Genomic DNA, 26,232 nt, shown 5'->3' with positions numbered 1-26,232 from the left:
CCAGACGACGCCGGCGACCGTGAACCCGACGGCCACGAACTTCTTCATGACGCCTCCGACCTGGAGAGTGACAGTGGGCCCAGCTGGACTTGAACCAGCGACCTCTTCCTTATCAGGGAAGCGCTCTAACCGAGCTGAGCTATGGGCCCGCAACAGCGATGAACTCTACTCCACCACTGTGGTCCGGCACGAATCGGGTCAGCCCCGATCGCGGAAGGTGACCTGCACGCCGCCGACGAGGTGGGTCGCCGCGTTGTACAGGCGTGCGCCGATGGCCGCCAGGGCCGTCATCAGGACGACGTTGATCGCTGACAGGACGAGGGTCAGACCCACGACGCGACCGAAGCCGAGATAGTTCTCGACGTCGAACGTGCCCTCCTCGCTGCTGAGCACCGAGTTGATCGTGTCGTTCAGGTTGTCCCACACCCCGGTGAAGTTCAGGACGAGCCAGAACACCGTGACCGCGACGACCGCCACGATCATGAGCGCCGTGGACACGACGAACGCGAGCTGCGTGACCGACCACGGATCGACGTGGACCAGGCTGAGTCGCGCCTGGCGCGTGACCGCCGACTCCGGGGCCGACTCGGTGGCCACGGCCGCCTGGGGCTGGGTCCGGGCGGGCTCGGGATCGCGGTCGTCGGAGACCGCGGGGAACACCGCGGTGGAGGACGGGTCGGTCGACGTCGTGCGCGCGTAGTCGGCCGCCGTCATCGGGCGACCGGACGTCGAGGAGCTCGCCGCCGTCTTCTTGGGAGTCGGACGTGTGGGCGTCTTCTTCGCCGCCGGTCGCTTCGCGGGGCGCTTCGCTGGGCGCTTGGCGGCCGACTTCGCCGCGCCGGTCGCTGCCCCGGTGCTGACGTCGCCGCTGGCTGAGTCCTGGGAGGCCGGATCGTCGGCCGGCGGGTCGTCGGCCAGGGGCGGGTCGTCGGCGGGCGGGTTGTCGCCCGAAGACCCGGTGGAGGACGTGTCCTCCGGGGAGGCGTCGGCCGCCTTGTCGGCGTCCTTGGCGGTCTCGTCAGCGTTGCGCTTGGTCACGCGTCTGCCTCACCCTCCGTCGACTCGGGAGCGTCGTCCCCCTCGTTGGCCACCACGAGCTCCGTGTTGCGCGCGATCGTGACCACGCGGTCATCACCCTTGAACTTCACGAAGCTGACCCCCATCGTGCCACGCCCGGTGGGATTGACACCCGAGACGAGACTGCGGGTCACCTGTCCCTTGGACGTCACACTGATGACGTCGTCGGTGTCGCGCAGCACCAGGCCGCCGACCAGCTCGCCGCGCGTCTCACTGATCTGCATCGCCTTGATGCCGATGCCGCCGCGGCCCTGCAGCCGGTACTCGCCCACGAAGGTCTTCTTGGCAAAGCCCCCGTCGGTGACGGTGAAGACGTAGAGCTTGTCGTCGGCGTCGACCTCCGCCTCCTCGAGCGCCGCGTGCTCCTGACGGATCACGGCCATCGAGAGCAGCTCGTCGTCGCCGCGGAACTTCATGCCCGTGACGCCCGACGTGGCGCGGCCCATCGGGCGCAGCTGCTCGTCGTCGGCACGGAAGCGGATGGCCTGCGCGTGCTTGGAGATCAGCAGCAGGTCGTCGTCCGGGCCCACGAGCTCCGCACCGATCAGCTCGTCGTCCTCGTCGCGGAAGTTGATCGCGATGACGCCGGCCTGGCGCGGGCTGTTGTAGTCGGCCAGACGTGTCTTCTTGACGAGGCCCTTGCGGGTGGCCAGCACGAGGTACGGCGACTGGTCGTAGTCGCGCACCGCGAGCACCTGGGCGATCTGCTCGTCGGGCTGGAACGACAGCAGTCCGGCGACGTGGCCGCCCTTGGCGTCGCGACCAGCCTCCGGCAGGTGGTAGGCCTTGGCGCGGTACACGCGCCCGGCCGTCGTGAAGAACAGGATCCAGTGGTGCGCCGTGGTCGGGAACAGGTGCTCGACGTAGTCGCCGTCGCGCAGCTGCGCACCGCGCACTCCCTTGCCGCCGCGGTTCTGCACGCGGTAGAGGTCGGTCTTGGTGCGCTTGGCGTACCCGCCGGAGGTGATCGTGACCACGACCTCCTCGTCGGGGATGAGGTCCTCGTCGGAGAGGTCCCCGTCGGCCGGAATGATGCGCGTGCGCCGGTCGTCGCCGTACTTGTCGACGATCTCCGCGAGCTCCTCCGACACGATCGAGCGCTGCCGCTCGTCGGAGGCGAGGATGTCGCGGTAGTCGGCGATGAGCCGCTCCAGCTCGGCCAGCTCGTCCATGATCTTCTGGCGCTCGAGGGCCGCCAGGCGACGCAGCTGCATCTCGAGGATCGCGTTGGCCTGCAGCTCGTCGATGTCGAGCAGACCCATCAGGCCCGTGCGGGCCTCGTCGACCGTGGGGCTGCGGCGGATCAGCGCGATGACGTCGTCGAGCGCGTCGAGCGCCTTGGCGAGACCACGGAAGATGTGCGCGCGCTCCTCGGCCTTGCGCAGGCGGAACTCCGTGCGGCGACGGATGACGCTGATCTGGTGCGTGATCCAGTTCGAGATGAAGCCGTCGAGGCTCAGCGTGCGCGGGACGTCGTCGACGATCGCGAGCATGTTGGCACTGAAGTTGCTCTGCAGATCGGTGAACTTGTAGAGGTTGTTGAGCACCACGCGGGCGACGGCGTCGCGGCGGATCTCGACGACGATGCGCCGGCCCACCCGCGAGCTCGACTCGTCGCGCAGGTCGGAGATGCCCTGCAGGCGACCGGAGTTGACCAGGTCGGCGATCTTGCGCATCAGCGCATCGGGGTTGACCTGGTACGGCAGCTCGGTGACCACGAGCTGGATGCGGCCCTTGGTGTCCTCCTCGATGCCCACGATCGCGCGCATCGTGACCGAGCCACGGCCCGTGCGGTACATGTCCTCGATGCCGCTGGTGCCCACGATGAGGCCGTGCGACGGGAAGTCGGGGCCCTTGATGCGGGCCATGAGCGCCTCGAGCAGCTCCTCGCGGGAGGCATCCGGATGCGCCAGCGCCCACTGCGCCCCCTCGGCGACCTCGCGGAGGTTGTGCGGCGGGATGTTGGTGGCCATGCCGACCGCGATGCCGGCCGAGCCGTTGACCAGCAGGTTGGGGATGCGCGACGGCAGCACCGTGGGCTCGGCGGAGCGGCCGTCGTAGTTGGGCTTGAAGTCGACGGTCTCCTCGTCGATGTCGCGCACCATCTCCATCGCGATGGGCGCGAGCTTGCACTCGGTGTACCGCATCGCGGCGGCCGGGTCGTCGCCCGGGGAGCCGAAGTTTCCCTGGCCGAGGATCATCGGGGCCCGCATGACCCACGGCTGCGCCAGGCGCACGAGGGTGTCGTAGATCGCGGTGTCGCCGTGCGGGTGGTACTGACCCATGACGTCACCGACGATGCGGCTGCACTTGCTGAAGCCGCGGTCGGGACGGTAGCCGCCGTCGTACATCGCGTAGAGCACCCGGCGGTGCACGGGCTTGAGGCCGTCACGGACGTCGGGCAGCGCGCGCGACACGATGACGCTCATGGCGTAGTCGATGTACGAGCGCTGCATCTCCTCCTGCAGCTCGACGGGCTCGATCCGGTCGCGCTCGATCGGGGTGTCAGTCACAGATCATGTCCTTCGGGAAGGTGGAGGAGAAGATGCAGGGGTCTCGATACGGGTCCTCGTTCCTCGGACCCGCTCGACCAGCAGGGGGTGGGGCGAGCTAGATGTCGAGGAAGCGGACGTCCTTGGCGTTGCGCTGGATGAAGTTGCGGCGCTGCTCGACGTCCTCGCCCATGAGGATCGTGAACATCTCGTCGGCCACGGCCGCGTCGTCGAGGGTGACCTGGCGCAGGACGCGGGACTCGGGATCCATCGTGGTCTCCCAGAGCTCGGTGTCGTTCATCTCGCCCAGACCCTTGTAGCGCTGCACCGCGGCCTCCTTGGGCAGACGGCGACCCGCCTCCGCGCCGGCGGCCAGCAGCACGTCGCGCTCGCGGTCGGTGTAGGCGAGCTCGGCCGGTGCGTTGGTCCACTTGATCTTGTACAGCGGCGGCTGCGCGAGGTACACGTGGCCGGCGTCGATGAGCTGCTTCATGAAGCGGAACAGCAGCGTGAGCAGCAGCGTCGTGATGTGCTGGCCGTCGACGTCGGCATCGGCCATCAGCACGATCTTGTGATACCGGAGCTTGGCGATGTCGAAGTCGTCGTGGACCCCGGTGCCCAGCGCGCTGATGATCGCCTGGACCTCGGCGTTCTGGAGGATCTTGTCGATCCGCGCCTTCTCGACGTTCAAGATCTTGCCGCGCAGCGGGAGGATCGCCTGCGTGCGCGGGTCGCGGCCGCCCTTGGCCGAGCCACCGGCCGAGTTGCCCTCGACGATGAAGACCTCGCACTCCTCCGGGCTGCGGCTCGAGCAGTCCGCGAGCTTGCCGGGCAGCCCGCCGCCGCCCAGGAAGCCCTTGCGGTTGCGCGCCAGGTCGCGCGCCTTGCGGGCGGCCATGCGGGCGCTGGCGGCGTCGATCGACTTGCGCACGATGGTCTTGCCCTCGGCGGGGTTCTGCTCGAACCAGGCGCCGAGCTCCTCGTTGAGGACCTGCTGCACGAAGCCCTTGGCCTCGGTGTTGCCGAGCTTGGTCTTGGTCTGACCCTCGAACTGCGGCTCGGCGAGCTTGACCGAGATGATCGCGGTCAGGCCCTCGCGGATGTCGTCACCCGTGAGGCGGTCTTCCTTCTTCTTGATGAGGTTGTTGGCCTCGGCGAAGCGGTTGACCGTGGTGGTGAGCGCCGCACGGAAGCCCTCCTCGTGCGTGCCCCCCTCGTGCGTGTTGATCGTATTGGCGAACGTGTGCACCGACTCGCTGAAGCTCGCGTTCCACTGCATCGCGAGCTCGAGCGAGAGACCTGCGGCCTCGTCCTCGCGCTCGATGCCGATGATGTCGCGGTGGATCGGCATCTTGGCGCCCACGTTGATGTGCTGGACGTAGTCGACCAGGCCCTCGGCGTAGCAGAACTCGACCTGGCGCTCGATCGCGTCGCCCTCGGCCGTGCCGCTCTCCGGGTCGTCGCCGGCGTGGTCGCGCTCGTCGACGAGCTGGATGTGGAGGCCCTTGTTGAGGAACGCCATCTCGCGGAATCGCGTCTTGAGCGTCTCGTAGGAGTACTCGGTGCTCTCGAAGATCTCTGCGTTGGCGTAGAAGACCTGCGTGGTGCCCGTCTCGTCGGTGGCCTCGCCGCGCTCCAGCACCTGCTCGGGGACGCCGTCGTGGAAGGTCTGGCGCCAGGTGTAGCCGTCACGGCGGACCGTGGTGTGCATCGTGCTGCTGAGCGCGTTGACGACCGAGATGCCGACGCCGTGCAGACCGCCGGAGACCTTGTAGCCGCCGCCACCGAACTTGCCGCCCGCGTGCAGCGAGGTGAGCACGAGGGTGACCGCCGGGATCTTCTCGACCGGGTGCTCGTCGACCGGGATGCCACGGCCGTCGTCGACGACCTTGACGCCTCCGTCGGCCTGCAGCGTGACCTCGATGCGGGTGGCGTGCCCCGCGAGGGCCTCGTCGACGGAGTTGTCGACGACCTCGTAGACCAGGTGGTGCAGGCCGCGCTCGCCCGTGGAGCCGATGTACATGCCGGGCCGCTTGCGGACCGCCTCCAGACCCTCGAGGACCTGGATGTTGCTGGCGTCATAGCCGGTGGGCACGTGCGCCGCAGGATCTGGAGTTTCGGTCACCCAATCAGTATAAGGGGCCGTAGCGAGCGTCTGAGCGAACCATCCACAGTGTCGCGCCTCGAGTCTGTCACCGGGCTGGGCTCTGAGACGCCGTAGAAGGCGTCTTGGAGCCGCTCGCGGACCCGCCTCCGCACCCGGGATCGTTCCCCGGGGTGTCCACTCCGTCCTCGCCGCGCTGCGTGACCGGCCCGGGTTGCCGAGATGCGGCACAGTGGGGGCCATGTCGATGACGGACACCGGCACGATACGGGAGCCCCAGGCTCGGGCGACCACGAGCGTGCGCTCGCGGGCCCTGTTCGTGACCCTGCTCGCCGCGATCGGCGTCGCCGGTGTCACGGCCGCCGCGCTGTGGACCGCCGGCGGGCAGGACCTGGACCAGTCGGCCATGAACACCGTCACGGCAGGGCGCGACACCCAGCTCGCGGTGCTCAGCGTGCTCGGCTACGTCTCGATCGCGGCCGTCGCCATCGTCGCCGCGGTCGCCGTCCTGCTGGCCCTCCTACGGGGCGAGGTGCGCCTGGCCGTCGCGGCCCTCGTGGTGATCGGCGGCGCCAACCTGACGACCCAGGTGCTCAAGCATGTCGTGCTCGAGCGTGCGGAGTTCGCCGGCGGCATCGTCGCGCACAACAGCCTCCCGAGCGGGCACACGACCGTGATCGCCGCCGCGCTCGGCGCGTTGTGCCTCGTGAGTCCGGCGTGGCTGCGCCCGGTCGTGCTGACGGCCGGGTCGTTCGCGGTCGCGCTGACGGGCGCCTCGACCGTCGTGGCCGGCTGGCACCGACCCGCCGACGTGCTCGCGGCCGTGCTGGTGTGCCTGGCCTGGACCGCCGGGACCGCCCTCGTGGTCGGCGGCGCCGTGCGCCGTGCGACCGGTGGTCTGACGTTCGCGGTGCTCGGCTCGGGTGCGGCCCTGATCTTCCTGATCGTGATCGGGGTCCGTCCGACCGACGGGTGGGACGGCTTCCTGGTCTCCGGAGCCGTGCTGGGCAGCGTCGCGCTCGTCACCGCGGTGTCGGCCGCCCTCATGGACCGCGTCTCCCCGAGCCGCTGAGGCACGCAGCGGCCGAGGTCCCGTCGCCATGACGGCGGCACTCACCCCGGTCCGGCACCATGGGCCGAGTCGTGCGTCCTAGCCGTAGGTGTCGCGGGGCCCGCGACCGCCGCGCACGGTGCGCTTGCCGTACTTCCACGACGGAGCCTCGGGCCCCCGCACGTCGATGCGCAGCACCGACCCCTGGCCGAGCTCCTCGTTGAGCCGGGCCACGATCCGAGGGGCGAGCAGCTGGAGCTCCTTGCGCCACGCGCTGGAGTCGGCGCGCACGGAGACGACCTGGTCGGCGAATCCTTCGACGAGCGAGTGGGTCGCGATGTCGGGCCCCACGATCGCGGCCCAGTCGGTGAAGACGCGCGAGGCGGCGAGCTGGTCGGTCCACCCCTGCTGGTCGACCAGGTCGCCGAGGGCCGCCGACAGCGGCATCGCGTCGTCGCGGCCACCCCGGCGCGGCACCGGGCGCTGGCCCCGGCGACGCCGCCGCGGCACGGCACCGGGATCGGCCGACCGGTACGCGTCGGCGAGCTCGCGGGCCAGACGCATGGGGTCGTCGACCTTCTTCGGCGGGGGTGCGGGATCCGCCTGCACGTCCTGGTCCGGGTCGGGGGGGTCGACGTCGTCAGTCATCGCGCACCGTCCCGTCGGCGACCCGGAATCGGCGACCCCGCAGACCCGGCGGCACGTCGCCGTCGACCGCGGCCGTGACCAGCACCTGCTCGACGTGCTCGGCCATCGACGCCAGGTGGTCGCGGCGACCGGTGTCGAGCTCGGCGAACACGTCGTCGAGGATCAGGATCGGGTCGTCGGCGCCACGCTCGGGCGCCCGCAGATGGTCGAACGAGGCGAGCCGGAGGGCGAGCGCGAGCGACCACGACTCACCGTGGCTCGCATAACCCTTGGCCGGCAGCTCGCCGATGCGCAGCTCGACGTCGTCACGGTGCGGGCCGACCAGGGTGACCCCACGGTCGAGCTCCTCGCGCCGGCGCTCCTCGATCGAGGTCAGCAGGAGGTCGCGACACCCCTCGGGATCGCGCGGGTGCTGAGCGTGCGGCACGCCGGTCTTGGCGACGTAGGACGCGGTGACCTCGCGGCGCGCCTCGGCCGCCGAGGCCGCCACCCCGGCATGGCGCTGCTGCAGGTGCGGCGCGATCTCGTCGAGCACGACGAGGCGGCGCGCGGTGATCTCACCGCCCAGGCTAGCGAGCCGCTCGTCCCAGACCTCTAATGTCGACATGTCTACTTGTCGACCTCGAGCGGACTTGAGCAGCGTGTTGCGTTGGCGCAGCGTGCGCTCGTAGTCGGCCTTGACCCCCGCCTGGCGCACGGACTGCATCAGGAGGTGGTCGTCCAGAAAGCGCCGGCGGTCGGACGGATCACCCTTGACCAACGCCAGGTCCTCCGGCGAGAACAGGACCGTGCGCACCGTGCCGAGCAGGTCGCGCACGCGGGGGAGGTCGGAGCGGTTGACCCGCGCCCGGTTGCTGCGACCCGGGTTGATCTCGACCTCGATCAGGGCCGTGCGGTCCTGACGCACGACCTCCGCGCGGACGATCGCACGCTCGGCGCCGGCGCGGACGAGCGGGGTGTCGCTGGAGACCCGGTGGGAGTCGAGCCGGGCGAGGTAGTCGATCGCCTCGACCAGATTGGTCTTGCCCTGCCCGTTGGCACCGACGAACGCGACCGGACCGGCACCGACCTCGACGTCGACGTCCGCGTAGGAGCGGAAGTCGTGCAGGGCGAGTCGGGCGACGTGCACGTCAGTCGGCCGACGGCGGCTCACCCGTGCCGGGCTCCTGCGCCGCGCGCACCGCGTGACCGCCGAACTGCTGACGCATCGCCGCGACGGCCTGCATCGCGGGCGACTCGTCCTGGCGCGACTGGAACCGGGCGAACAACGACGCCGCGATCGTGTGCATCGGCACGGCGTGCTCGATGGCGGCCTCGACGGTCCACCGACCCTCACCGGAGTCGTCGGCGTAGCCACGGATCTTCGACAGACCCGGGTCCTCCTCGAGCGCCTGCACCAGCAGGTCGAGGAGCCACGAACGCACGACGGTTCCCTCGCGCCACGAGTCGAGCACGGCGGGGACGTCGTCGACGAGATCGGTCTTCTCGAGCAGCTCGAAGCCCTCGGCGTAGGCCTGCATCATGGCGTACTCGACACCGTTGTGGACCATCTTGGCGAAGTGGCCGGAGCCGACCTTGCCGGCGTGCACGAAGCCACCCGTGGCATTGGCGCTGTCGCCCGCGTCGGGACGGAGCGCGTCGAAGACCGGCTGCACCGTGGCCACGTCGGAGGCCTCGCCCCCGACCATGAGGGCGTAGCCGTTCTCGCGCCCCCAGATGCCGCCGCTGACCCCGCAGTCGAGATAGCCGATGCCCTGGGCCTTGAGCTGCTCGGCGTGCTCGAGGTCGTCGGTCCAGCGGGAGTTGCCGCCGTCGACGACGATGTCGCCCTCACCGAGCAGCTCCGCGAGCTCGGCGATGGTGGCGCGGGTGGGCTCACCGGCCGGCACCATGACCCACACGACCTTGGGACTGGGCAGGGCCTCGACGAGCTCGGCGACCGAGCCGACGTCGCTGACCGAGGCGTCCCGGTCGTAACCGGTGACGGTGACGTCATGCTCGCGCAAGCGCTCGCGCATGTTGCCACCCATCTTGCCCAAGCCGATGAGTCCGAGATGCATCGTGCCCTCCAAGGGGGAAGTCAGGTCTGGAGACGAACCGGCATGATCAGGTAGCGGAACGCTCCGTCGGGCTCCGCGCCGATCTCGCCGACACCGCTGATCGCGGCAGGTTTGGTGTGCTGCGTGAAGGCCAGGTGGACCACGGGGTCGGACATGACTCCCAGGCCCTCGAGCAGGTACGACGGGTTGAAGCCGATCGAGATGTCGCCGCCGTTGACGGTGGCCTCGATCGACTCGCTGGCCTGCGCCTCGTCGCCGGTGCCGGCCTCGAGCAGCAACGTGCCCTCCGAGAACGACAGCCGCACGGGCGTGTTGCGTTCGGCAACCAGGGCCACGCGCTTGACCGCGTCGACGAGCGCCTGCGTGGAGACGTACGCGACGGTCTCGGGCGTCGCTGCGAAGAGCTGGCGGACGCGCGGGAAGTCGCCCTCGAGCAACCGGGTCGTGGTGCGACGGCTGCCGTTGCCCACCGTGCCCTCGAAGCCGATCAGGCCGTCGCCGCTCTCGCCCGACGAGACCGCGATCGTGATGTCGCTACCGCCGGAGAACGAGCGGGCCGTCTCGCCGAGGACCCGCGCCGGCACGAGCGCGCGGGCGGAGAGGTCGCTGGCCTCGGGGAACCACTCGAGATCGCGCAGGCTGGCACGGAACCGGTCGGTGGCCATGAGGGAGATCGTGGATCCCTCGAGCTCGAGACGCACGCCGGTCAGCAGCGGGAGCATCTCGTCGCGCCCCGCGGCCGCGCCGGCCTGCTGCACCGCCGTGACGAAGGTGTCGGCCTTGACGGTGCCCGTGGCCGTGGGCATCTGCGGCAGACGCGGGTACTCCTCGACCGGCATGGTCTGCAGGCTGAAGCGGGCGCTGCCGCACTCGACGCGGACCTTGGTGCCCTCCAGCTCGACGTCGACGGGCTTGCCCGGGAGCGACTTGACGATCTCGCTGAGCAGGCGGCCGCTGACCAGGGCCCGGCCGTCGGCGCTGACCTCCGCCGGCAGCGTGGCCCGCGTGGAGGTCTCGTAGTCGAATCCCGACAGCGTGAGTCCGTCGGTGCCGGCCTCGATCAGCAGGCCAGCCAGCACGGGGACGCTCGGACGCACCGGAAGACTGCGGGCAGTCCACGCCACGGCATCGGCGAGGGTGTCGCGTTCGATCCGGAACTTCACGTAGGGGGCCTCTCAGACTGGCGTCGACGGGTGTCGGTGGCTGAATCCTGCCACGGCACCGGGTTCGATCCTAGGCCAGGCCGTGGACATGTGCGTCCAGCCAAGAGTTGTCCACACCGATCGGCGCTGGACCCCTTCAACGAGTTTTTGTGTGTCTATCTCGGTAGTAGTAGTCGTAGCACCTGTGGAAACTGTGGAGAACTCCACTGACTCCTCGGGTTCCGGTGATTTCGTCGGTGGAGGGTGTGGGGATGACGTGGTGGTCCCACCCCGTGGGGTTGTGCACGCCGCCGCAGCGTTCACATGCCATTCACATCGCGTCACCGGATGTCCACCTCAGGTGGAGACTTACCCACAGGGTCGTCCCCAGCTGGGGAAGACGACTCCTCCGTCGTCGTACCACCGGCTCGTCCCTCGCCGGTGCCGCGCTGCGCGCGGACTTCCTGCCTCGCTGCGCTCGGCCCGTGGCCGACCGCACAGCATGGCGGGCTCAGGACTGGCGGGCCTGCTGCTTGATGCGGTTGGTCAGCTCAGTGACCTGGTTGAAGACCGCGTGGCGCTCGGTCATGAGCAGGCCGATCTTCTTGACCGCGTGCATGACCGTCGTGTGATCGCGTCCGCCGAACTCCTGCCCGATCTTGGGCAGCGACAGATCGGTGAGCTCGCGGCACAGGTACATCGCGATCTGACGCGCGAGCACGAGATCGCGCTGGCGGTTGGTGCCGCAGATCTCGTCGATCGCGAACTCCGAGTACGCCGCGGTCTGGGCGATGATCAGCGCGCTCGTGACGACCGGGTCGCCTCCGGCGCTCACGAGGTCCTTGAGCACGATCTGCGACAAGTTCATGTCGACCGGCGACTTGTTGAGGTTGGCGAACGCCGTGACACGGATCAGCGCACCCTCGAGCTCGCGGATGTTGGTCTGCACCTTGGAGGCGATGAACTCCAGCACGTCGGCAGGCACCGTGAGGCCGTCGTTGGCGGCCTTCTTGCGCAGGATCGCGATACGCGTCTCGAGCTCCGGCGGCGTGACGTCGGTCGTGAGACCCCACTCGAACCGGTTGCGCAGGCGCTCCTCGAGCGTCTTGAGGTTCTTCGGCGGCCGGTCCGAGGTCATGACGATCTGCTTGTTCTCGTTGTGCAGGGCGTTGAACGTGTGGAAGAACTCTTCCTGCGTCGCCTCCTTGCCCTCGATGAACTGGATGTCGTCGACCAGCAGGACGTCGATCTCGCGGTACTTGCGCTTGAGGTCGCCCGTGCGACGCTCGCCGATCGCGTTGATGACGTCGTTGGTGAACTCCTCGGTGTTGACGTAGCGCACCCGCGAGGACGGGTAGAGACCGAGGACGTAGTGGCCGATGGCGTGCAGCAGGTGGGTCTTGCCCAGCCCGGAGTCGCCGTAGATGACCAGGGGGTTGTACGCCTTGCCCGGGGCCTCGGCCGTGGCCACGGCGGCAGCGTGCGCGAAGCGGTTGGACGACCCGGTGACGAAGTTCTCGAACAGGTAGCGCGGGTTGAGCCGCGCCTCGGCGATGTTGGCCGGGCGACCCGTGACGGGCGTGGCTGCCGGGCCCCAGCGCGGCACGAACTGGTCCTCGTCGTCGTCCTCGTCGTCGAGGTCCTCGATCGGCGCGGGTGCCGGGGCCGGCTCTTCGACGAGCGGTGTGTCGGGCGGGTTGATCGTGGCGTCGATCGTGACCACGAGGCGGACCTCGGTGCCGAGCTCGCGGCTGAGGGCCTGCTCGAGGACGGGTCGCACCCGGGACTCCAGCTGCGCGCGGGCGAGGTCGTTCTGCACCGCGGCGATGACGATGTCGTTGTGCAGGCTCAGCGGGACGGCGGGAAAGACCCACACGCGCGCCCCGGGCGAGAGCCGGTCGACGGCTGCCTGCCAGGCGCTCGAGAGATCCGCTTCCGCGGAGGACGCAGATCCGTCGGACATGGGGCCTCTCATTGGGTCCACATGGTTATCCACAGGGTGTGAATGTGGATGGCCCGGACCACGTCGAACTGTGGACAACTCGGTACCGCGGTGACGCTAGCAGCGGGGTGGGAGACCACACAAGCGAGTTCTGCACAAACCCTGACCCTCACCCGGCGTGTCGCGTGGACGCGTCGGGCCGCACAGGAGTAGGACGGTCAGTTTGACCGTGGTCTGACGCCCCCCGTACCGTTACACAGTCGTGCGACCGTCGGCCGCGTGCCCGCGACCCGGAGCCTGCTCCGTTGAAGTCGTGGGTGAGCGGTGATCGTCGACGACCACCGATTCCCCTCGAGAAGGACTCTCCCGTGAGCAAGCGCACTTTCCAGCCGAACAACCGCCGTCGTTCGAAGAAGCACGGCTTCCGCCTCCGCATGCGGACCCGCGCCGGCCGCGCCATCCTGGCGTCGCGTCGCAGCAAGGGCCGTTCGAAGCTCTCCGCCTGATCTTGACCCGGTCGCGACGGGCCTGAGCGGTGCTCCCCCAGGCGTACCGCATGCGTGACGGCGACGAGTTCCGCCGCACGATCCGTCGCGGTGCCTCGGCAGCGAACGATGCAGTCGTCTCGCACGTCGCCCTGACCGACGCGCCTGGTGTGCGCGTCGGTCTTGTCGTGGGCAAGAAGGTCGGCAACGCGGTCACGCGCAATCGCGTCAAGCGTCGGATCCGGCACGCGGTGGTCCCCGAGCTCGCGGGGCTGCCGGACGGATCCCGCGTCGTCTTTCGCGCGCTTCCCCCCGCCGCCGCTCGTCATGATCTGTCCGCCGACGTGGTCGACGGCCTGCACCGTGCGGTGCGGCGTTCGACCACCAAACGGGGGTGACGGTGTGCTTCGCCTGCTGCTGATCGGTCTGCTCAAGGCCTACCGGTTCGCGATCAGTCCGTTGTACGGACAGGTGTGTCGGTACCATCCGACGTGTTCGGCGTATGCGCTCGGAGCCGTGGAGACCCACGGTGCTGTGCGTGGCTCGTGGCTCGCTGTCCGGCGCCTGCTGCGGTGCCATCCCTGGAGCCCTGGCGGGTACGACCCTGTTCCCCCCGCTTCGGCCCCCCACCATGGACACCGCCCGGTGTCCCACTGAGGAGTAAACGTGGAGATCTTCAGCGCGATCGGTTCGGCGATCATGACACCGCTGTACTACGCGGTGTCCGCCGTGCTGCTGGGCTGGCACTGGGTGTTCGAGCACGTGCCCGGACTCAGCGACGGGTGGACGTGGGTCCTCTCGATCGTGGGCCTGACGGTCACGATCCGCGCCATGCTGATCCCCTTGTTCGTCAAGCAGATCAAGAGCAGCCGCAACATGCAGCTCCTGCAGCCCAAGATCAAGGAGCTGCAGAAGAAGTACGCCCACGATCGTGAGCGTCTGACGCAGGAGCAGATGAAGCTCTGGAAGGACACGGGCACGAACCCGTTCGCGTCGTGCCTGCCGCTGCTGGCGCAGATGCCGGTCTTCTTCGCGCTGTTCCGCACGATCGACCAGGCTGCGAAGGCCCCCGAGGACAACCTCGAGAAGGGTGTGCGCGGCTTCTTCAACGTCGACTACATCGAGTCGCTGCAGAACGCGAAGATCTTCGGTGGTCGCATTGCCGACACCTTCATGAACGCCGAGCACCTGGAGACGCGCATCATCGCGATCCTGCTCGTCATCGTGATGTGCGCGACGCAGTTCCTCACGCAGCGTCAGCTGATGGCCAAGAACATGCCGGCCGACGCGCTCAACGGCCCGTATGCACAGCAGCAGAAGATGCTGCTCTACGTGCTGCCTCCGGTCTTCGCCGTCGGCGGCATCTTCTTCCCGCTCGGGGTCCTCTTCTACTGGGTCACCTCGAACTTCTGGACGATGGGTCAGCAGTTCTACGTCATTCGCCGAAACCCGGCCCCGGGCACGCCGGCCTTCAAGGCCAAGCAGGATCGTGATGCCGCCAAGGGCAAGGACGTCGCCCAGGACCCCGCTGCCGTCGTCGACGAGATCGTGAAGCCGAAGCCGCGCGTGCAGCCCAAGAAGCAGACTCGGAACCAACGCAAGAAGGGTGGCTCTCGATGAGCAGCGACGCGACCAAGCTGGAGGTCGAGGGCGATATCGCCGCCGACTTCCTCGAGGGCCTGCTGGACATCGCCGACCTCGACGGTGACATCGACATGGACGTCGACGGCGACCGTGCTGCGGTGTCGATCGTGGGCGGCCGGCTGAACCATCTGGTCGGCGCCGAGGGCCGCGTCCTCGATGCGCTGCAGGAGCTCACGCGGCTCGCGGTCTATCGCCAGACCGGTGAGCGCAGCCGCCTGATGCTGGACATCGCCGGGTACCGCGAGGGTCGCCGCATCGCGTTGCGTGAGGAGGCGGCCGGTGCGGTTGCCGCGGTGCGTGACGGAGCGGCGCGGATCGAGCTTGCCCCCATGACGGCGTTCGAGCGCAAGATCGTGCACGACGTCGTGGCCGATGCCGGCCTACGCAGTGAGTCCGAGGGCGATGAGCCCCGTCGCTTCGTGGTGGTTCTTCCCACCGAGGCCTGATGTCTGTTTCACGTGAAACAGAACCGCCGGCCGGAGCCGAAAAGCTCTTCGGTGCGGGGTGGACCCAGGCCCAGCGGTACGCCGACCTGCTGAGCACCTGGGGTGTGGAGCGCGGCATGATCGGTCCGCGCGAGGTGCCGCGGCTGTGGGATCGCCACCTGTTGAACTGTGTGGCCGTGGTCCCACGACTCCCCCGGGAGTGCACGGTCGCGGATGTCGGCACGGGTGCAGGTCTGCCGGGACTGGTCTGGGCGATCGCGCGTCCCGATGTGCGCATGACGTTGGTCGAGCCGTTGTTGCGGCGAGTGTCCTTCCTCGAGGAGGTCGTCGGGGACCTCGACCTGACCAACGTGGAGATCGTGCGGGCGCGCGCCGAGGAGCACCGGGCGAGCTACGACGTCGTCACGGCCCGTGCGGTGGCCTCGCTCGACAAGCTCACGACCTGGTGCTGGCCGCTCGTGGGTCCCGGTGGGGTGCTGCTCGCGATGAAGGGTCGCTCGGCGCCTGAGGAGGTCGAGAAGGCCCGGCCCCTGCTGAAGCGCCTCGGTGTCACGGATGTCCGCATCGAGTCCTATGGTGAGGACGACCTGTCCGTGCCGACGACGGTCGTGGAGCTCGCGCGGTGATCGTGCCGCTCGCCCGACTGTCCGTTTCACGTGAAACCACGAGGTGGAGAAGATGACCACGGTGCATCCCGACGACTCGACGCCCCTCGCTCGAGCCGCGGAGGAACATGTCGCGCTCGCCCGTAAGGTCGACGAGATCGTGAGCCTTCCTCGGCCGGAGCGCACGCGCGTGTTCGTCGTCGCGAACCAGAAGGGCGGCGTCGGCAAGACCACCACCACCGTTAACCTGGCCGCGGCGATGGCGGTCAAGGGTCTGCGGGTCCTGGTCATCGACCTCGACCCGCAGGGCAACACCTCGACGGCTCTCGACATCGCCCACACGGAGGGCACGCCGGGGGTCTACGAGGCCCTGGTGGAGGGAGAGTCGATCGACGCCCTCGTGCAGCCCTGCCTCGCTCACCCCACGATCTCGGTGCTGCCGGCGTCGATCGACCTGGCTGGAGCCGAGATCGAGCTGGTCTCACTCGTGGCGCGCGAGACGCGTCTCGACAAGGCACTCCAGTCCTACCTGGCGGAGTCGGAGGACGCCGGCGACCGCTACGACTACGTGCTGATCGACTGCCCGCCGTCGCTCGGCCTGCTGACGGTCAACGCGATGGTCGCTGGTCGAGAGGTGCTGATTCCCATCCAGTGCGAGTACTACGCGCTCGAGGGACTCGGCCAGCTGCTGCGCAACATCGAGCTGGTCAAGGCTCACCTCAACCCTCAGCTCGAGGTCACCACGATCCTGCTGACGATGTACGACGGGCGCACCAACCTGTCGTCCGGGGTGGCAGCGGAGGTACGCCAGCACTTCGGTCCACTGGTGCTGAAGGCAGCCATCCCCCGGTCGGTCCGGATCTCGGAAGCACCGAGCTATCAGCAGTCCGTCCTGTCCTACGACCCGACGTCGTCGGGCGCTCTCTCGTACATCGAGGCCGCGCGAGAGATCGCCGAGGCCGCCACCCGGAAGGCAGAGGCATGAGCAACCGTCGCAGTCGTGGTCTGGGCCGTGGCCTGGAGGCCCTGATCCCGCAGAACGCGGGAGAGGCGGAGAGCTCGGGGCTCCAGGAAGTGGTCGGCGCTCGCTTTGCCGAGCTCCCGGTCGCGTCGATCGAGCCGAACCCGCGTCAGCCGCGCACCGTCTTCGACGAGGACGCGATGGCCGAGCTTGTCCACTCCATCAAGGAGATCGGACTCCTCCAACCCATCGTCGTCCGCGAGGTCGGCCCGGAGAAGTACGAGCTCATCATGGGCGAGCGCCGGTGGCGTGCTCACCGTGAGGCGGGCCTGGAGACCATCGCGGCCGTCGTGCGCGAGACGCAGGACGAGGACCTCCTGCGCGATGCGCTCCTGGAGAACCTGCACCGGTCCGAGCTCAACCCCCTGGAGGAGGCGGCTGCGTACCAGCAGCTGCTGGACGACTTCGGGTGCACGCACGAGGAGCTGGCCAGCCGGATCGGTCGGTCCCGCCCGCAGATCACCAACACGCTGCGCCTCCTGCGCCTGAGCCCCGCGGTGCAGCGACGTGTCGCGGCCGGGGTCCTCACCGCTGGCCACGCGCGGGCACTCGTCACCGTGGCCAACACCGAGATCCAGGAGCGGCTCGCCACCCGGGTCGTGGCCGAGGGTCTCTCGGTGCGGGCGCTGGAGGAGATCGTCACGCTGAGCGGTGACGAGCCGGAAGGCTCTCGCACCAAGCGGTCCTCCCCGACGTTGTCGGCCCCTCGTCTGGACGAGGTCTCGCGCCGACTGTCCGACCGGTTCGACACGCGGGTCAAGATCAACCTGGGGCGCTCCAAGGGACGCGTCACGGTGGAATTCGCCACGGTCGACGATCTCGAGCGCATCGTGGCGCTGATGGATCCTCGCCCGTCGCAGTAAGCCATTAGATAGACTAATCCCCTTGTCGATTTGTCGACAAGGGGATTAGTCTATCTACAGACCGAGCTCAGAGGTGCTTGTCGATCTCGTTCAGGAGCGCCGACTTCGGCCGCACGCCGACGATCGAGGCGACGACCTCGCCGCCGTTGTACAGGTTGATCGTGGGCAGGCCCGTCACGCGGTACTTGGCCGGCGTGACCGGGTTGGCGTCGGCGTCGATCTTGACGACCGTGAGCTGCTCGCCCTTCTCGTCGGCGATCTCCTGCAGGATCGGCGCGAGCTGGCGGCACGGACCACACCAGTCGGCCCAGAAGTCGACGAGCACGGGGCCCGGCGCGTTCAGGACGATCTCGTCGAAGTCGGCGTCGGTGACGGCGTTGATGGTGGCCATGGTTCTCCTTGTACGAGGGGTCTGGGTGGTCAGTCGATCAGGGCGGCGTCGGGCTGCGGTGCGCCCGCGTGCTCGAGGCCCGCGAGGTAGCGCTCGGCGTCGAGGGAGGCGGCGCACCCGGTGCCGGCGGCGGTGATGGCCTGGCGGTACGTGTGGTCGACCAGGTCGCCGGCGGCGAAGACGCCGGGGATGTTCGTGGCCGTGGAGCCGGTCTGCACGAGCACGTAGCCCTCGTCGTCGAGGTCGACCTGGCCGCGCAGGAGCTCCGAGCGCGGATCGTGCCCGATCGCGATGAACAGGCCCGTGGCGTCGAGCGAGCGCGTCTCGCCCGTGACGGTGTCACGGAGGGTCACGGACTCGAGGCTGTGCTCGCCGTGGAGCTCGGCGACCTCCGAGTTCCAGGCGAACTCGATCTTGTCGTTGGCCAGGGCGCGGTCCTGCATGATCTTGGACGCGCGCAGCTCGTCGCGGCGGTGCACCAGCGTGACCTTGCTGGCGAACCGGGTCAGGAACGTGGCCTCTTCAAGGGCGGAGTCACCGCCGCCGACGACCACGATGTTCTGCTCGCGGAAGAAGAAGCCGTCGCACGTGGCGCACCAGGACACGCCGTGGCCGGACAGCTCGTCCTCGCGGGGGATGCCGAGCTTGCGGTAGCCCGAGCCCGTGGCGAGGACGATCGCGCGAGCTGCGTGGGTGGAGCCGTCGCCGAGGGTGACGGTCTTGACGTCGCCGGTGAGGTCGACCTCGGTGACGTCGTCGGCCACGAGCTCGGCACCGAAGCGCTCGGCCTGGGCGCGGAGGTTGTCCATCAGGGCCGGCCCCATGATGCCGTCGGGGAAGCCAGGGAAGTTCTCGACGTCGGTGGTGTTCATCAGAGCGCCACCGGCGGTGACCGAGCCCTCGAAGACGAGAGGTTCCAAGTTGGCGCGCGCCGCATAGATCGCCGCGGTGTAGCCCGATGGACCGGACCCGATGACGATGAGGTTGCGCACGCTGCTGGGGGCGTGCCCCGCGGTGGACGACTGGGTGCTCATGATCTGCTCTCTGCTGGTGACGCTTGTCCCAACACACCCTAGTCGCCGGGCATTCCCGACCCCCGGGTCACGAACGGCCGTCGACCCGGACCTCGGCGATCTCACCGCGGAACTCACCGTCGCCCACCTGGGGCAGGGAGGTCAGCCACACGACGACGTACCGGGTGACCGTGGCCTGCGGGAGGCTCACCGTGACGTCGGTGCCGCCGTCCTGCACCGAGGCGACGGGCGTGAGGTCGTCGAGCGACTGGGGGACCTCGTCGACACCGGGCGTGGAGGTCAGGATCTGCAGGCTCGTGGGAGCGCCCACCAGGTTGAGCCGCACCGAGTCGACCTGCCGGGTCGAGCCGAGATCGAGCACCAGACCCACGCCTTCCTTGAGACCGCCGACGTCGGCGCGTCCCCGATAGGTCTGCGTGGTCCAGCCCGTGCTGGGGTCACCGTCGATCGCCAGACCCACGGCGTCGGCCGACTCGCTGCCGTCGCCCTGGGGATCGAAGTCGATGACGCGGTCGATGGGCAGCACGCCCACCGCACCGGTGGCCGACGCGCTCGGGCTGGACTCCGGATCCGGCGCGGGCCCCTGGCGACCGACCAGGAAGGCGATCACGAGCAGGATCACGAGCACGCCCACGGCGCCCAGCAGCACCATGCCGCGCTCACCCTTGGTGAGGCTGCGGGCCTGCGCCTTGCGCCGCTCCAGGGTCGTGGGCGGGGCTGGCGTCCAGGCCTTGGGGCGGGGTCGAGGTGGTTCGAGGCCGGGCGGCGGGCCGAGCGGCTCCACGACCGGGTCGTACCGGACCAGGTCGGGCGACGTCGTGGCGCCACCGGCGGTGTCGTGCGGGTCGAGCCGGGCCAGCACACCGCGGAGCTCGTGGGCGACCTCCGCGACCGTCGTGATGGGACGGCGGTGCTGCACCGGCGGGGAGCCGAGGATGCGGTCGCAGATCGCGTCGATCTCCCGGTCGACCCCCGCGCGCACCTGACGCGGGCGCAGCACGCGGCCGTGCTCCGTGGGTGCGGCGCGCAGACCGTCGACGTGGCCGCCGGGCCACCGGGCCACCAGACACGCGTAGAGCAGCTTGCCGAGACCTTGGACGTCGAGACGCTCGAGCTGGGCCGGATCGGGCTGCTCCGAGCCTCCGACCGGAGCGAGCGCCGTCGCGACCCCGAGACCCACGACGCGGACGGCGCCGGACTCCTTCAGCAGGACCTGGTGGGGGGTGAGCCGCCGGTGGTACTGACCGTGGTCGTGGGCGTTCATGAGGGCCTCGGCGACCTCGATGACGATCGCCGCGGCGCGCCAGCTGGGCAGCGGAGCCTGCGCGAGCACGGCGTCGAGCGGAAAGGCGCGCGCCCACTCGCGCACGATCATGTGATGCCCGTGGTCGTCCTGGATCAGGTCGAGGACACGCAGGAAGCGCGGATCGGAGACCACCGTGGAGCCGCGCGCGGCATCGAGGAAGCGTGCGGCGCGGGGGTCGTCGCTGGGAAGCAGCTCGAGGCCGACGTTGCGCGAGAGCACGGAGTCGTGCGCGCGCCACGTGGTGGCACCCAGACGTTCCTGCACGAGGTCCTGGAGGTGGTAGCGCTCAGCGATGACGTCACCGGAGACCAGTGTGCGTCGACCTGCCATCTCGCCACCCCTTTCCCGACGGAGTCTAGCGGCGGGACCCGACGACCGAGCCCAGGCGCTGCAGCTCGTCCATGTGGGCGAGTCGCGCCGCGAGCAGGTACACCCCGCCGCCCACGAGCCCGGCCACCACGAGCCGCACGACCGCGTCGGCAGGACGGCCGGACTCCAGTCCGATCGCGATGAGCACCTGCTGGACGAGGAGCATCGCCGCGGCGCTGGCGGCGCAGGCCAAAGTCAGGCGGCCCAGGAAACCCAGCATCGCGGAGTCCACGACGGAGCCGAACCTGCGGCGCACCCAGACCAGGGCCACCACGGCGCCGACGAGGTACGCCGAGCTGAGCGCCACTCCCAGGGCCGGGGCGACCAGCTGGGGGTCGACGGCGCGGGTCAGGGAGATCGCGATCGCGATGTTGGTGACCGCGACGATGCTCTGCAGCACGAAGGGCACGCGGGTGTCCTCATCGGCGTAGAACGCTCTGACCAGCAGGAACATGAGGCTGTAGACCACGACCGCTGGCGCCAGGGCGACGATCGTGTCGCCGATCGCCTCGGCCCCGTTGCTGGCGGCGCCCAGCGAGATGCTCCGGGCGAGATCGTGGCCGAGGCAGGCGATCGCGACGGCCACGGGCACCAGCAGGAACAGGGCCGTGCGCGCTGTGTCGGAGATCGTCGCAAGGAAGCGCGGGTAGTCGCGGGCCAGCGCGAGGGACGCGAGCGTCGGCATGATCGCGGTCGCCAGGGAGACCGTGATGACCCCGTGCGGGACCTGGCTCACGATGTAGCCGAGGTTGTACACCGCCGCACCCGAGCTCGTCTGGTCGTTGGACGCTCCGAGGAGGTTGCCCTCGGTGCCGAGCCGGTTGACCACGATGAACGCGACCTGGTTGACGACGATCGAGGCCAGGGTCCACGCACCGAGCTTGAGGGTGTGCCCCAGGCCGACGCCGCGGAAGTCGAAGCGCGGCCGGTAGTGGAAGCCGGCCGCACGCAAGTAGGGGATCAGCACCGCGGCCTGGGCGACGATGCCGAGCGTCGAGCCGACACCCAGCACGAGCGTCTCGCCGACCGAGAAGCCGCCGTCGCCGCCCTCGCGACCGAACATCACCATGTAGCCGATGAGTGCCGCGCACGCCACGAGGTTGTTGACGATCGGCGCCCACATCATGGGACCGAAGCGTCCACGCGCGTTCAGCACCTGGCCCACCAGGACGAACGCACCGTAGAAGAACACCTGGGGGACGCACAGGTACATGAGCCACAGGGCCGAGGCGCGCTGGTCGTCGAACTGCTCGGTGAACAGCAACGAGTCGAAGACCAGGCGCACGAGCAGCGGCGCCGCAAGCATCAGCACGACCGTCGCGGCGCCGAGCACGAGCAGCCCGAGCGTGATGACGCGGTTCGCGTAGGCGTCGCCTCCGTCGGCGTCGGTGCGCATGGTGCGCACGAGCTGGGGCACGAGGACGACGTTGAAGACACCACCGGCCACCAGGATGTAGAGCGCGTTCGGCACGGTGTTGGCGCTGTTGAAGATGTCACCGTTGAGCCCCGTGCCGATCGCCCAGATCAGCAGCAGGGCCCGCAGGAACCCGGTGATCCGGGAGACCAGGGTGCCCAGGGCCATCCACGCGCTCGCCCGGGTGACGTCGGTGCTCGAGGCGTTCTCGATCCGGTCCTGCTGCGCGACGGTCTGGGTCACCGTCGACCCGGTCGTCCCGTCGGCCGGTGGGACTTCAGGGCCGGGCTGCGCCGGCGAGGCGACGGGTGGGGGGTCGACGGGTGGGGGGTCGACGGGATCGGGCTGGTCCTGGTCGTCGCCCGGCGGGGTCGAGCCGCCGCGGCCACGGCGCCAGAGCCGTCGGGCGACCGCGAGCACGAGGAGGCCGGACGCGACCGCCATGCCGATCCAGATGATCGTGCTGGTGTTGCTGGAGCGGACGTTGAAGCGGGCGACCGAGCCCAGGGCGGAGCCGTCCGGTGCCACGAGCTGCGCGGTCAGTGACGTCGTGTTCTGCTGGCCGACGTCGAGCGGGATCGTGACGGTCGTGCGCGACACGGCCGGCACGTCGACCGGGGCGACGTCGTCGACCTGCAGCTGCGGATTGGTCGAGCTGACCCGGATGCCGACGCGGATGGGGGTGTCGGTCGGGTTGTCGATCGTGACCGGGACCTGGCCCTCGCGACCGGCGAGCAGGAAGCTGGGGGGCCCCTCGATCGTGGGCAGGGCGAGCTCGGCCTCCAGGGCAGCTCGTCGATCGCTCGCGATCATCACGGCGGCGGTGACGTCGGAACGCCAGGTCAGGCCGAGCAGATCGGCCATCAGCAGCTCGTCGGAGCGGATGGCGGACTCATCGGTCGAGATCGAGGCGAGACGCTGCGCCACGACCTGCAGGGACCGGACCGCGTCGACGACGGTCGTGTCGGCAGGGGCCCGGCTCGGCACGGTGAGCTCGGCCAGGTCGGTGGGCGGCGTCACGAGATCGGGTGGCTGGGGCGACAGCAGCCCGGTGGTCCACAGGGACGCCAGGTCGGCGGAGCGCCACGCGGGGCCGGGATCCCAGCCGGCCGGTGTCACGACGACGGCATCGGCCCGGGAGTCAGGGTCGTCGCCCCGGTCACGCAGGGCGAGATCGCGCTCGGCCAACAGCTGCTGGCGGATCGTCACGGCCGTCGCCGCGCCTGGCAGCGTCGCGGACAGGTCACGTCGGACCAGGGCGGTCGTGGCGGTGTCGTCGTCGTCGAGCCGCACGACCGAACCGTCCTGCTCCTCCCAGTCGGCGAGGTCCGCGACGTCGACGATCAGCGGGTGCGTCGCTCCCGCCTGACGGACGACCTGGGTGCCCAGGCCGTCGGCGGGAACCCAGGTCGCTCGCGATCCGGGGAGGCCGAGATCCTCGACGACCCGATCGGTCACGGTCGTCACCAGGTCGCGGAGGTCTCCGCCCTGGGCGGCGGCGGCGAGCGCGGGTTCGTCCGGGACGCCGTAGTCCAGCAGGATCGTGCGCTGGGTCGAGGTGGCCGCGCCCAGGTCGGTCGCGAACGTGCGGATCCGTTCCAGGTCGGAGTCCTGGAGTCCCAGGCTCGTGAGCTCGTCGGCATCGGGCGCGGTCTCGTCGTCGCTCAGGGATGCCACGACCTCCGCCAGCTGCGGGTCGAGCACGAGGGTCGCGGTGCCCGACGGCAGGCTCCGCGCCAGGTCGAGGGAGCGGCGCAGCGCACCCGACGGGCCCACCTGCGACGCGAGGTCGTCCAGGCCGGTCAGGGCTCCGGCCGCGTCCCGCCCGACGGGCGAGGCGAGGGTCACGGCGAGGCCGCCCGGGACCGCCTCGGGAGGTGCCGAGGACGCGATCGGGACGACGGTGGCGGCGCGACCGATCGGAGTCGTCGACCGACTGCCGTCGGGAGCGGTGCCGAGCACCTGCACTCCCAGGGTGCGGACGCCCGAGCTCGAGGTGATGTCCAGCTCCGACCACGGCACCGTGATCGAGTAGCTCGCGGACGCGCCGGGGTCGAGCTCACCCAGGTCCGCGATGGTCTCGAGGTCGACGATCCGCGAGCCGGAGAACCCGGTGCCCTCGGCGATCGTCTCGACCAGGTCGGCACGCGTGCGGTCCGGCTGGCGCGCGATCGAGGCGTACGCCTGGGTCGAGGTCCAGGTGACGTCGCCGTCGTTGCGGACCGTGCCGCTGATCGTGACCGGCTCTCCCGGCACCAGCTGACCCGGGGTGAGCACGTCGATCGTGACGGCGACGTCGGGACCGGCGTCGGGGCTCGGGTCGGCCGCCGTGGCCGGCATCGGCACGAGCAGCAGGGCGAGCAGCGACACCACCGCGAGGACGATCGCGCGCGGCGTCGGACGCGCAGATCGGGGGCTGCTCACCGGACCATGTTAGGGGTGCCGGTGGGCGCGGGGCCGCGACGTAGACTCAGGCCCCGTGTCGTCCACCCCCGCCGTCCCGTCGCGCCGCCCCGATCCCGGCACGTCCACCGGACCTGGTGGGCTCACGACGGCGCTCCTGCGCCAGCACCCGGTCCTGACCCGGCTGGGCGAGCTGTTCGCCGAGCAGGGGCACGAGATCGCGCTCGTGGGTGGTCCCGTGCGTGATGCTCTTCTCGGCCGGCCCGTCAACGACCTCGACCTGGCCACCTCGGCCCGCCCGGAGCAGATCGAGCAGGCGGTGCAGGGCTGGGCCGACGCGGTCTGGGACGTCGGCCGCGAGTTCGGCACGATCGGGCTGCGCAAGGGCGACGACCAGATCGAGATCACGACGTACCGCAGCGACGCGTACGACAGCGGCTCCCGCAAGCCGGTCGTCGCGTTCGGCGACACCCTGGTCGGCGACCTGTCGCGCCGTGACTTCACGGTCAACGCGATGGCCGTCGTGCTCGCGACGGCCGAGCTCGTCGACCCCTACGACGGGCGCACCGCGCTCGCCGAGGGGCGACTCACGACGCCCGTCACCGCCGAGCAGTCCTTCGACGACGACCCGCTGCGCATGATGCGGGCCGCCCGCTTCGTCGCCCAGCTCGGCTTCGAGGCCGACCATGACGTCGTGGCGGCCATGACGCGCCTGGCCGATCGGCTCGACATCGTCTCGGCCGAGCGGGTGCGCGACGAGCTCGACAAGACCCTGTGCGCCGCTGACCCGGTCGCGGGTCTGCGCCTGCTGGTCGAGACCGGTCTGGCCGATCGCGTCCTGCCCGAGCTGCCGGCGCTGCGGTTGACCGATGACGAGCACCACCGTCACAAGGACGTCTACGAGCACTCGCTCACGGTGCTCGAGCAGGCGATCGCGCTGGAGGACCGCCTCGACGCGCAGCCCGATCTCGTGATCCGCCTGGCCGCGCTGCTGCACGACATCGGCAAGCCGCGCACGCGCAAGTTCCACAGCGGCGGCACCGTGACGTTCCACCACCACGACGTCGTCGGCGCCAAGATGACCCGCAAGCGCCTCAAGGAGCTGCGCTACAGCAACGACGTCATCGACCAGGTCGCCCGGCTGGTCGAGCTGCACCTGCGCTTCCACGGCTACGGGTCGGGCGAGTGGACCGACGCCGCGGTGCGTCGCTACGTCCGTGACGCGGGCGACCAGCTCGATCGGCTGCACGTGCTGACACGGGCCGACTGCACGACCCGCAACGCTCGCAAGGCGGCCCGGCTGCAGCGCACGTACGACGAGCTCGAGGAGCGCATCGTCGTGCTGCGGGGCCAGGAGGAGCTCGACGCGATCCGCCCGGATCTCGACGGGACGCAGATCATGGCGATCCTGGGGATCGGTCCGGGTCGCGAGGTGGGCGAGGCGTACCGCTTCCTGCTCGACCTGCGCATGGACCGCGGGCCGATGTCCGAGGAGCACGCGATCGAGGCCTTGAAGGCCTGGGCCGCCGCCCGCGACTGACCGGCCGGCACCCCATCCTGGAGGTCGAGTGCTCGCGAGCTCTGCGAGCGGCGTATCGAGACCCCCGCGCGTCACGGTCCGACCGGACGCCTGAACCGGGCCGGGTCTCGATACGGGCCCTCGTTCCTCGGGCCCACTCGACCACCGGGGAGCCATCCTGGTGGTCGAGTGCTCGCGAGCTCTGCGAGCGGCGTA

Annotated in this window: 22 protein-coding genes and 1 tRNA gene; 10 read left to right on the top strand and 13 right to left on the bottom strand. The window is 69.8% G+C overall.

The window, feature by feature from the left end; genetic code table 11:
• Positions 1-74: 74 nt before the first annotated feature.
• The 4 genes from KAG51_RS08330 to gyrB all read right to left on the bottom strand — a co-directional run bounded on the left by KAG51_RS08330 (position 75) and on the right by gyrB (position 5,694).
• Positions 75-149 (bottom strand) — tRNA-Ile (locus KAG51_RS08330).
• Between the two features lie 49 nt (positions 150-198).
• Positions 199-1,038, bottom strand: a complete 840-nt coding sequence (locus KAG51_RS08325; protein WP_290582548.1) for a DUF3566 domain-containing protein — start codon at positions 1,036-1,038, stop codon at positions 199-201.
• Entirely contained in the window at positions 1,035-3,533 is a 2,499-nt protein-coding gene (gene gyrA, locus KAG51_RS08320; RefSeq protein ID WP_290582629.1) for a DNA gyrase subunit A, read from the bottom strand. Before gyrA ends, KAG51_RS08325 begins: the two co-directional genes overlap by 4 nt.
• A 154-nt stretch (positions 3,534-3,687) precedes the next feature.
• Positions 3,688-5,694 carry a DNA topoisomerase (ATP-hydrolyzing) subunit B gene (gyrB, locus tag KAG51_RS08315; protein WP_290582546.1) on the bottom strand — a complete coding sequence of 669 codons (2,007 nt, stop codon included), beginning with the start codon at positions 5,692-5,694 and terminating at the stop codon, positions 3,688-3,690.
• Between the two features lie 220 nt (positions 5,695-5,914).
• On the opposite strand from gyrB, the gene KAG51_RS08310 reads away from it, so the two are divergent.
• Positions 5,915-6,745: a phosphatase PAP2 family protein gene (locus KAG51_RS08310; RefSeq protein WP_290582544.1), complete on the top strand. Its 831-nt coding sequence runs from the start codon at positions 5,915-5,917 to the stop codon at positions 6,743-6,745.
• Positions 6,746-6,823: 78 nt separating this feature from the next.
• Here KAG51_RS08310 and KAG51_RS08305 read toward each other — a convergent pair whose 3' ends face one another.
• The 5 genes from KAG51_RS08305 to dnaA form a co-directional block, all read right to left on the bottom strand.
• Positions 6,824-7,372 (bottom strand): DciA family protein, encoded by a 549-nt coding sequence (locus tag KAG51_RS08305; RefSeq protein ID WP_290582542.1) that lies wholly within the window; start codon positions 7,370-7,372, stop codon positions 6,824-6,826.
• Complete coding sequence (recF, locus tag KAG51_RS08300) at positions 7,365-8,525, bottom strand: DNA replication/repair protein RecF (protein WP_363316152.1); 1,161 nt, start codon at positions 8,523-8,525, stop codon at positions 7,365-7,367. The genes KAG51_RS08305 and recF overlap by 8 nt, the downstream gene beginning before the upstream one ends.
• Complete coding sequence (gnd, locus tag KAG51_RS08295; protein WP_290582540.1) at positions 8,503-9,432, bottom strand: phosphogluconate dehydrogenase (NAD(+)-dependent, decarboxylating); 930 nt, start codon at positions 9,430-9,432, stop codon at positions 8,503-8,505. The genes recF and gnd overlap by 23 nt, the downstream gene beginning before the upstream one ends.
• Positions 9,433-9,452: 20 nt before the next feature.
• Positions 9,453-10,595 carry a DNA polymerase III subunit beta gene (gene dnaN / locus KAG51_RS08290; protein ID WP_290582538.1) on the bottom strand — a complete coding sequence of 381 codons (1,143 nt, stop codon included), beginning with the start codon at positions 10,593-10,595 and terminating at the stop codon, positions 9,453-9,455.
• A 490-nt stretch (positions 10,596-11,085) separates the two neighbouring features.
• Positions 11,086-12,537, bottom strand: coding sequence for a chromosomal replication initiator protein DnaA (dnaA, locus tag KAG51_RS08285; RefSeq protein ID WP_290582535.1), 1,452 nt, complete (start codon positions 12,535-12,537; stop codon positions 11,086-11,088).
• Between the two features lie 347 nt (positions 12,538-12,884).
• Here dnaA and rpmH point away from each other — a divergent pair, with 347 nt between their 5' ends.
• The 8 genes from rpmH to KAG51_RS08245 are packed head-to-tail and all read left to right on the top strand — an operon-like array spanning position 12,885 to position 17,580.
• Complete coding sequence (gene rpmH / locus KAG51_RS08280) at positions 12,885-13,022, top strand: 50S ribosomal protein L34 (RefSeq protein WP_290582533.1); 138 nt, start codon at positions 12,885-12,887, stop codon at positions 13,020-13,022.
• Positions 13,023-13,051: 29 nt separating this feature from the next.
• Complete coding sequence (rnpA, locus tag KAG51_RS08275) at positions 13,052-13,399, top strand: ribonuclease P protein component (protein WP_290582531.1); 348 nt, start codon at positions 13,052-13,054, stop codon at positions 13,397-13,399.
• Between the two features lie 4 nt (positions 13,400-13,403).
• On the top strand, positions 13,404-13,658 hold the full coding sequence (gene yidD / locus KAG51_RS08270) for a membrane protein insertion efficiency factor YidD (protein WP_300236822.1): 255 nt from the start codon (positions 13,404-13,406) through the stop codon (positions 13,656-13,658).
• A 42-nt stretch (positions 13,659-13,700) separates the two neighbouring features.
• Positions 13,701-14,621 (top strand): membrane protein insertase YidC, encoded by a 921-nt coding sequence (yidC, locus tag KAG51_RS08265; protein WP_290582625.1) that lies wholly within the window; start codon positions 13,701-13,703, stop codon positions 14,619-14,621.
• Positions 14,618-15,091: a R3H domain-containing nucleic acid-binding protein gene (locus KAG51_RS08260; protein ID WP_290582527.1), complete on the top strand. Its 474-nt coding sequence runs from the start codon at positions 14,618-14,620 to the stop codon at positions 15,089-15,091. Before yidC ends, KAG51_RS08260 begins: the two co-directional genes overlap by 4 nt.
• Complete coding sequence (gene rsmG / locus KAG51_RS08255) at positions 15,091-15,717, top strand: 16S rRNA (guanine(527)-N(7))-methyltransferase RsmG (RefSeq protein WP_290582525.1); 627 nt, start codon at positions 15,091-15,093, stop codon at positions 15,715-15,717. Before KAG51_RS08260 ends, rsmG begins: the two co-directional genes overlap by 1 nt.
• A 52-nt stretch (positions 15,718-15,769) precedes the next feature.
• On the top strand, positions 15,770-16,681 hold the full coding sequence (locus KAG51_RS08250) for an AAA family ATPase (RefSeq protein WP_290582523.1): 912 nt from the start codon (positions 15,770-15,772) through the stop codon (positions 16,679-16,681).
• A complete protein-coding gene (locus KAG51_RS08245; RefSeq protein ID WP_290582521.1) occupies positions 16,678-17,580 on the top strand; it encodes a ParB/RepB/Spo0J family partition protein in 903 nt (300 codons plus the stop codon). The genes KAG51_RS08250 and KAG51_RS08245 overlap by 4 nt, the downstream gene beginning before the upstream one ends.
• 67 nt (positions 17,581-17,647) lie before the next feature.
• On the opposite strand, the gene trxA is transcribed toward KAG51_RS08245, so the two are convergent.
• The 4 genes from trxA to murJ all read right to left on the bottom strand — a co-directional run bounded on the left by trxA (position 17,648) and on the right by murJ (position 24,518).
• Positions 17,648-17,971 (bottom strand): thioredoxin, encoded by a 324-nt coding sequence (gene trxA / locus KAG51_RS08240; protein ID WP_290582519.1) that lies wholly within the window; start codon positions 17,969-17,971, stop codon positions 17,648-17,650.
• Positions 17,972-18,000: 29 nt separating this feature from the next.
• Entirely contained in the window at positions 18,001-19,005 is a 1,005-nt protein-coding gene (trxB, locus tag KAG51_RS08235) for a thioredoxin-disulfide reductase (protein WP_290582517.1), read from the bottom strand.
• Positions 19,006-19,072: 67 nt separating this feature from the next.
• The gene (locus KAG51_RS08230) at positions 19,073-20,641 is read right to left on the bottom strand and encodes a protein kinase family protein (RefSeq protein WP_290582515.1); all 1,569 of its coding nucleotides are present in this window, start codon (positions 20,639-20,641) and stop codon (positions 19,073-19,075) included.
• 25 nt (positions 20,642-20,666) lie between these two features.
• Complete coding sequence (gene murJ, locus KAG51_RS08225; RefSeq protein ID WP_290582513.1) at positions 20,667-24,518, bottom strand: murein biosynthesis integral membrane protein MurJ; 3,852 nt, start codon at positions 24,516-24,518, stop codon at positions 20,667-20,669.
• A gap of 55 nt (positions 24,519-24,573) precedes the next feature.
• On the opposite strand from murJ, the gene KAG51_RS08220 reads away from it, so the two are divergent.
• The gene (locus KAG51_RS08220; RefSeq protein ID WP_290582511.1) at positions 24,574-26,037 is read left to right on the top strand and encodes a CCA tRNA nucleotidyltransferase; all 1,464 of its coding nucleotides are present in this window, start codon (positions 24,574-24,576) and stop codon (positions 26,035-26,037) included.
• The last annotated feature ends 195 nt before the right edge of the window (positions 26,038-26,232 follow it).

This window comes from Aeromicrobium sp., assembly GCF_023146395.1.
Taxonomy (GTDB): Bacteria; Actinomycetota; Actinomycetes; order Propionibacteriales; family Nocardioidaceae; genus Aeromicrobium.
Note: the sequence above shows the minus strand (reverse complement) of the source record. Positions and strands in the feature narration are given on the sequence as shown.

Coding starts and splice junctions, on each gene's coding strand:
- rsmG (WP_290582525.1), top strand. CDS start 15,091: ATGTCTGTTTCACGTGAAACAGAACCGCCGGCCGGAGCCGAAAAGCTC.
- dnaA (WP_290582535.1), bottom strand. CDS start 12,537: ATGTCCGACGGATCTGCGTCCTCCGCGGAAGCGGATCTCTCGAGCGCC.
- KAG51_RS08305 (WP_290582542.1), bottom strand. CDS start 7,372: ATGACTGACGACGTCGACCCCCCCGACCCGGACCAGGACGTGCAGGCG.
- trxA (WP_290582519.1), bottom strand. CDS start 17,971: ATGGCCACCATCAACGCCGTCACCGACGCCGACTTCGACGAGATCGTC.
- KAG51_RS08260 (WP_290582527.1), top strand. CDS start 14,618: ATGAGCAGCGACGCGACCAAGCTGGAGGTCGAGGGCGATATCGCCGCC.
- KAG51_RS08310 (WP_290582544.1), top strand. CDS start 5,915: ATGTCGATGACGGACACCGGCACGATACGGGAGCCCCAGGCTCGGGCG.
- gyrA (WP_290582629.1), bottom strand. CDS start 3,533: ATGCAGCGCTCGTACATCGACTACGCCATGAGCGTCATCGTGTCGCGC.
- gnd (WP_290582540.1), bottom strand. CDS start 9,432: ATGCATCTCGGACTCATCGGCTTGGGCAAGATGGGTGGCAACATGCGC.
- yidC (WP_290582625.1), top strand. CDS start 13,701: ATGACACCGCTGTACTACGCGGTGTCCGCCGTGCTGCTGGGCTGGCAC.
- KAG51_RS08250 (WP_290582523.1), top strand. CDS start 15,770: ATGACCACGGTGCATCCCGACGACTCGACGCCCCTCGCTCGAGCCGCG.
- KAG51_RS08245 (WP_290582521.1), top strand. CDS start 16,678: ATGAGCAACCGTCGCAGTCGTGGTCTGGGCCGTGGCCTGGAGGCCCTG.
- trxB (WP_290582517.1), bottom strand. CDS start 19,005: ATGAGCACCCAGTCGTCCACCGCGGGGCACGCCCCCAGCAGCGTGCGC.
- KAG51_RS08230 (WP_290582515.1), bottom strand. CDS start 20,641: ATGGCAGGTCGACGCACACTGGTCTCCGGTGACGTCATCGCTGAGCGC.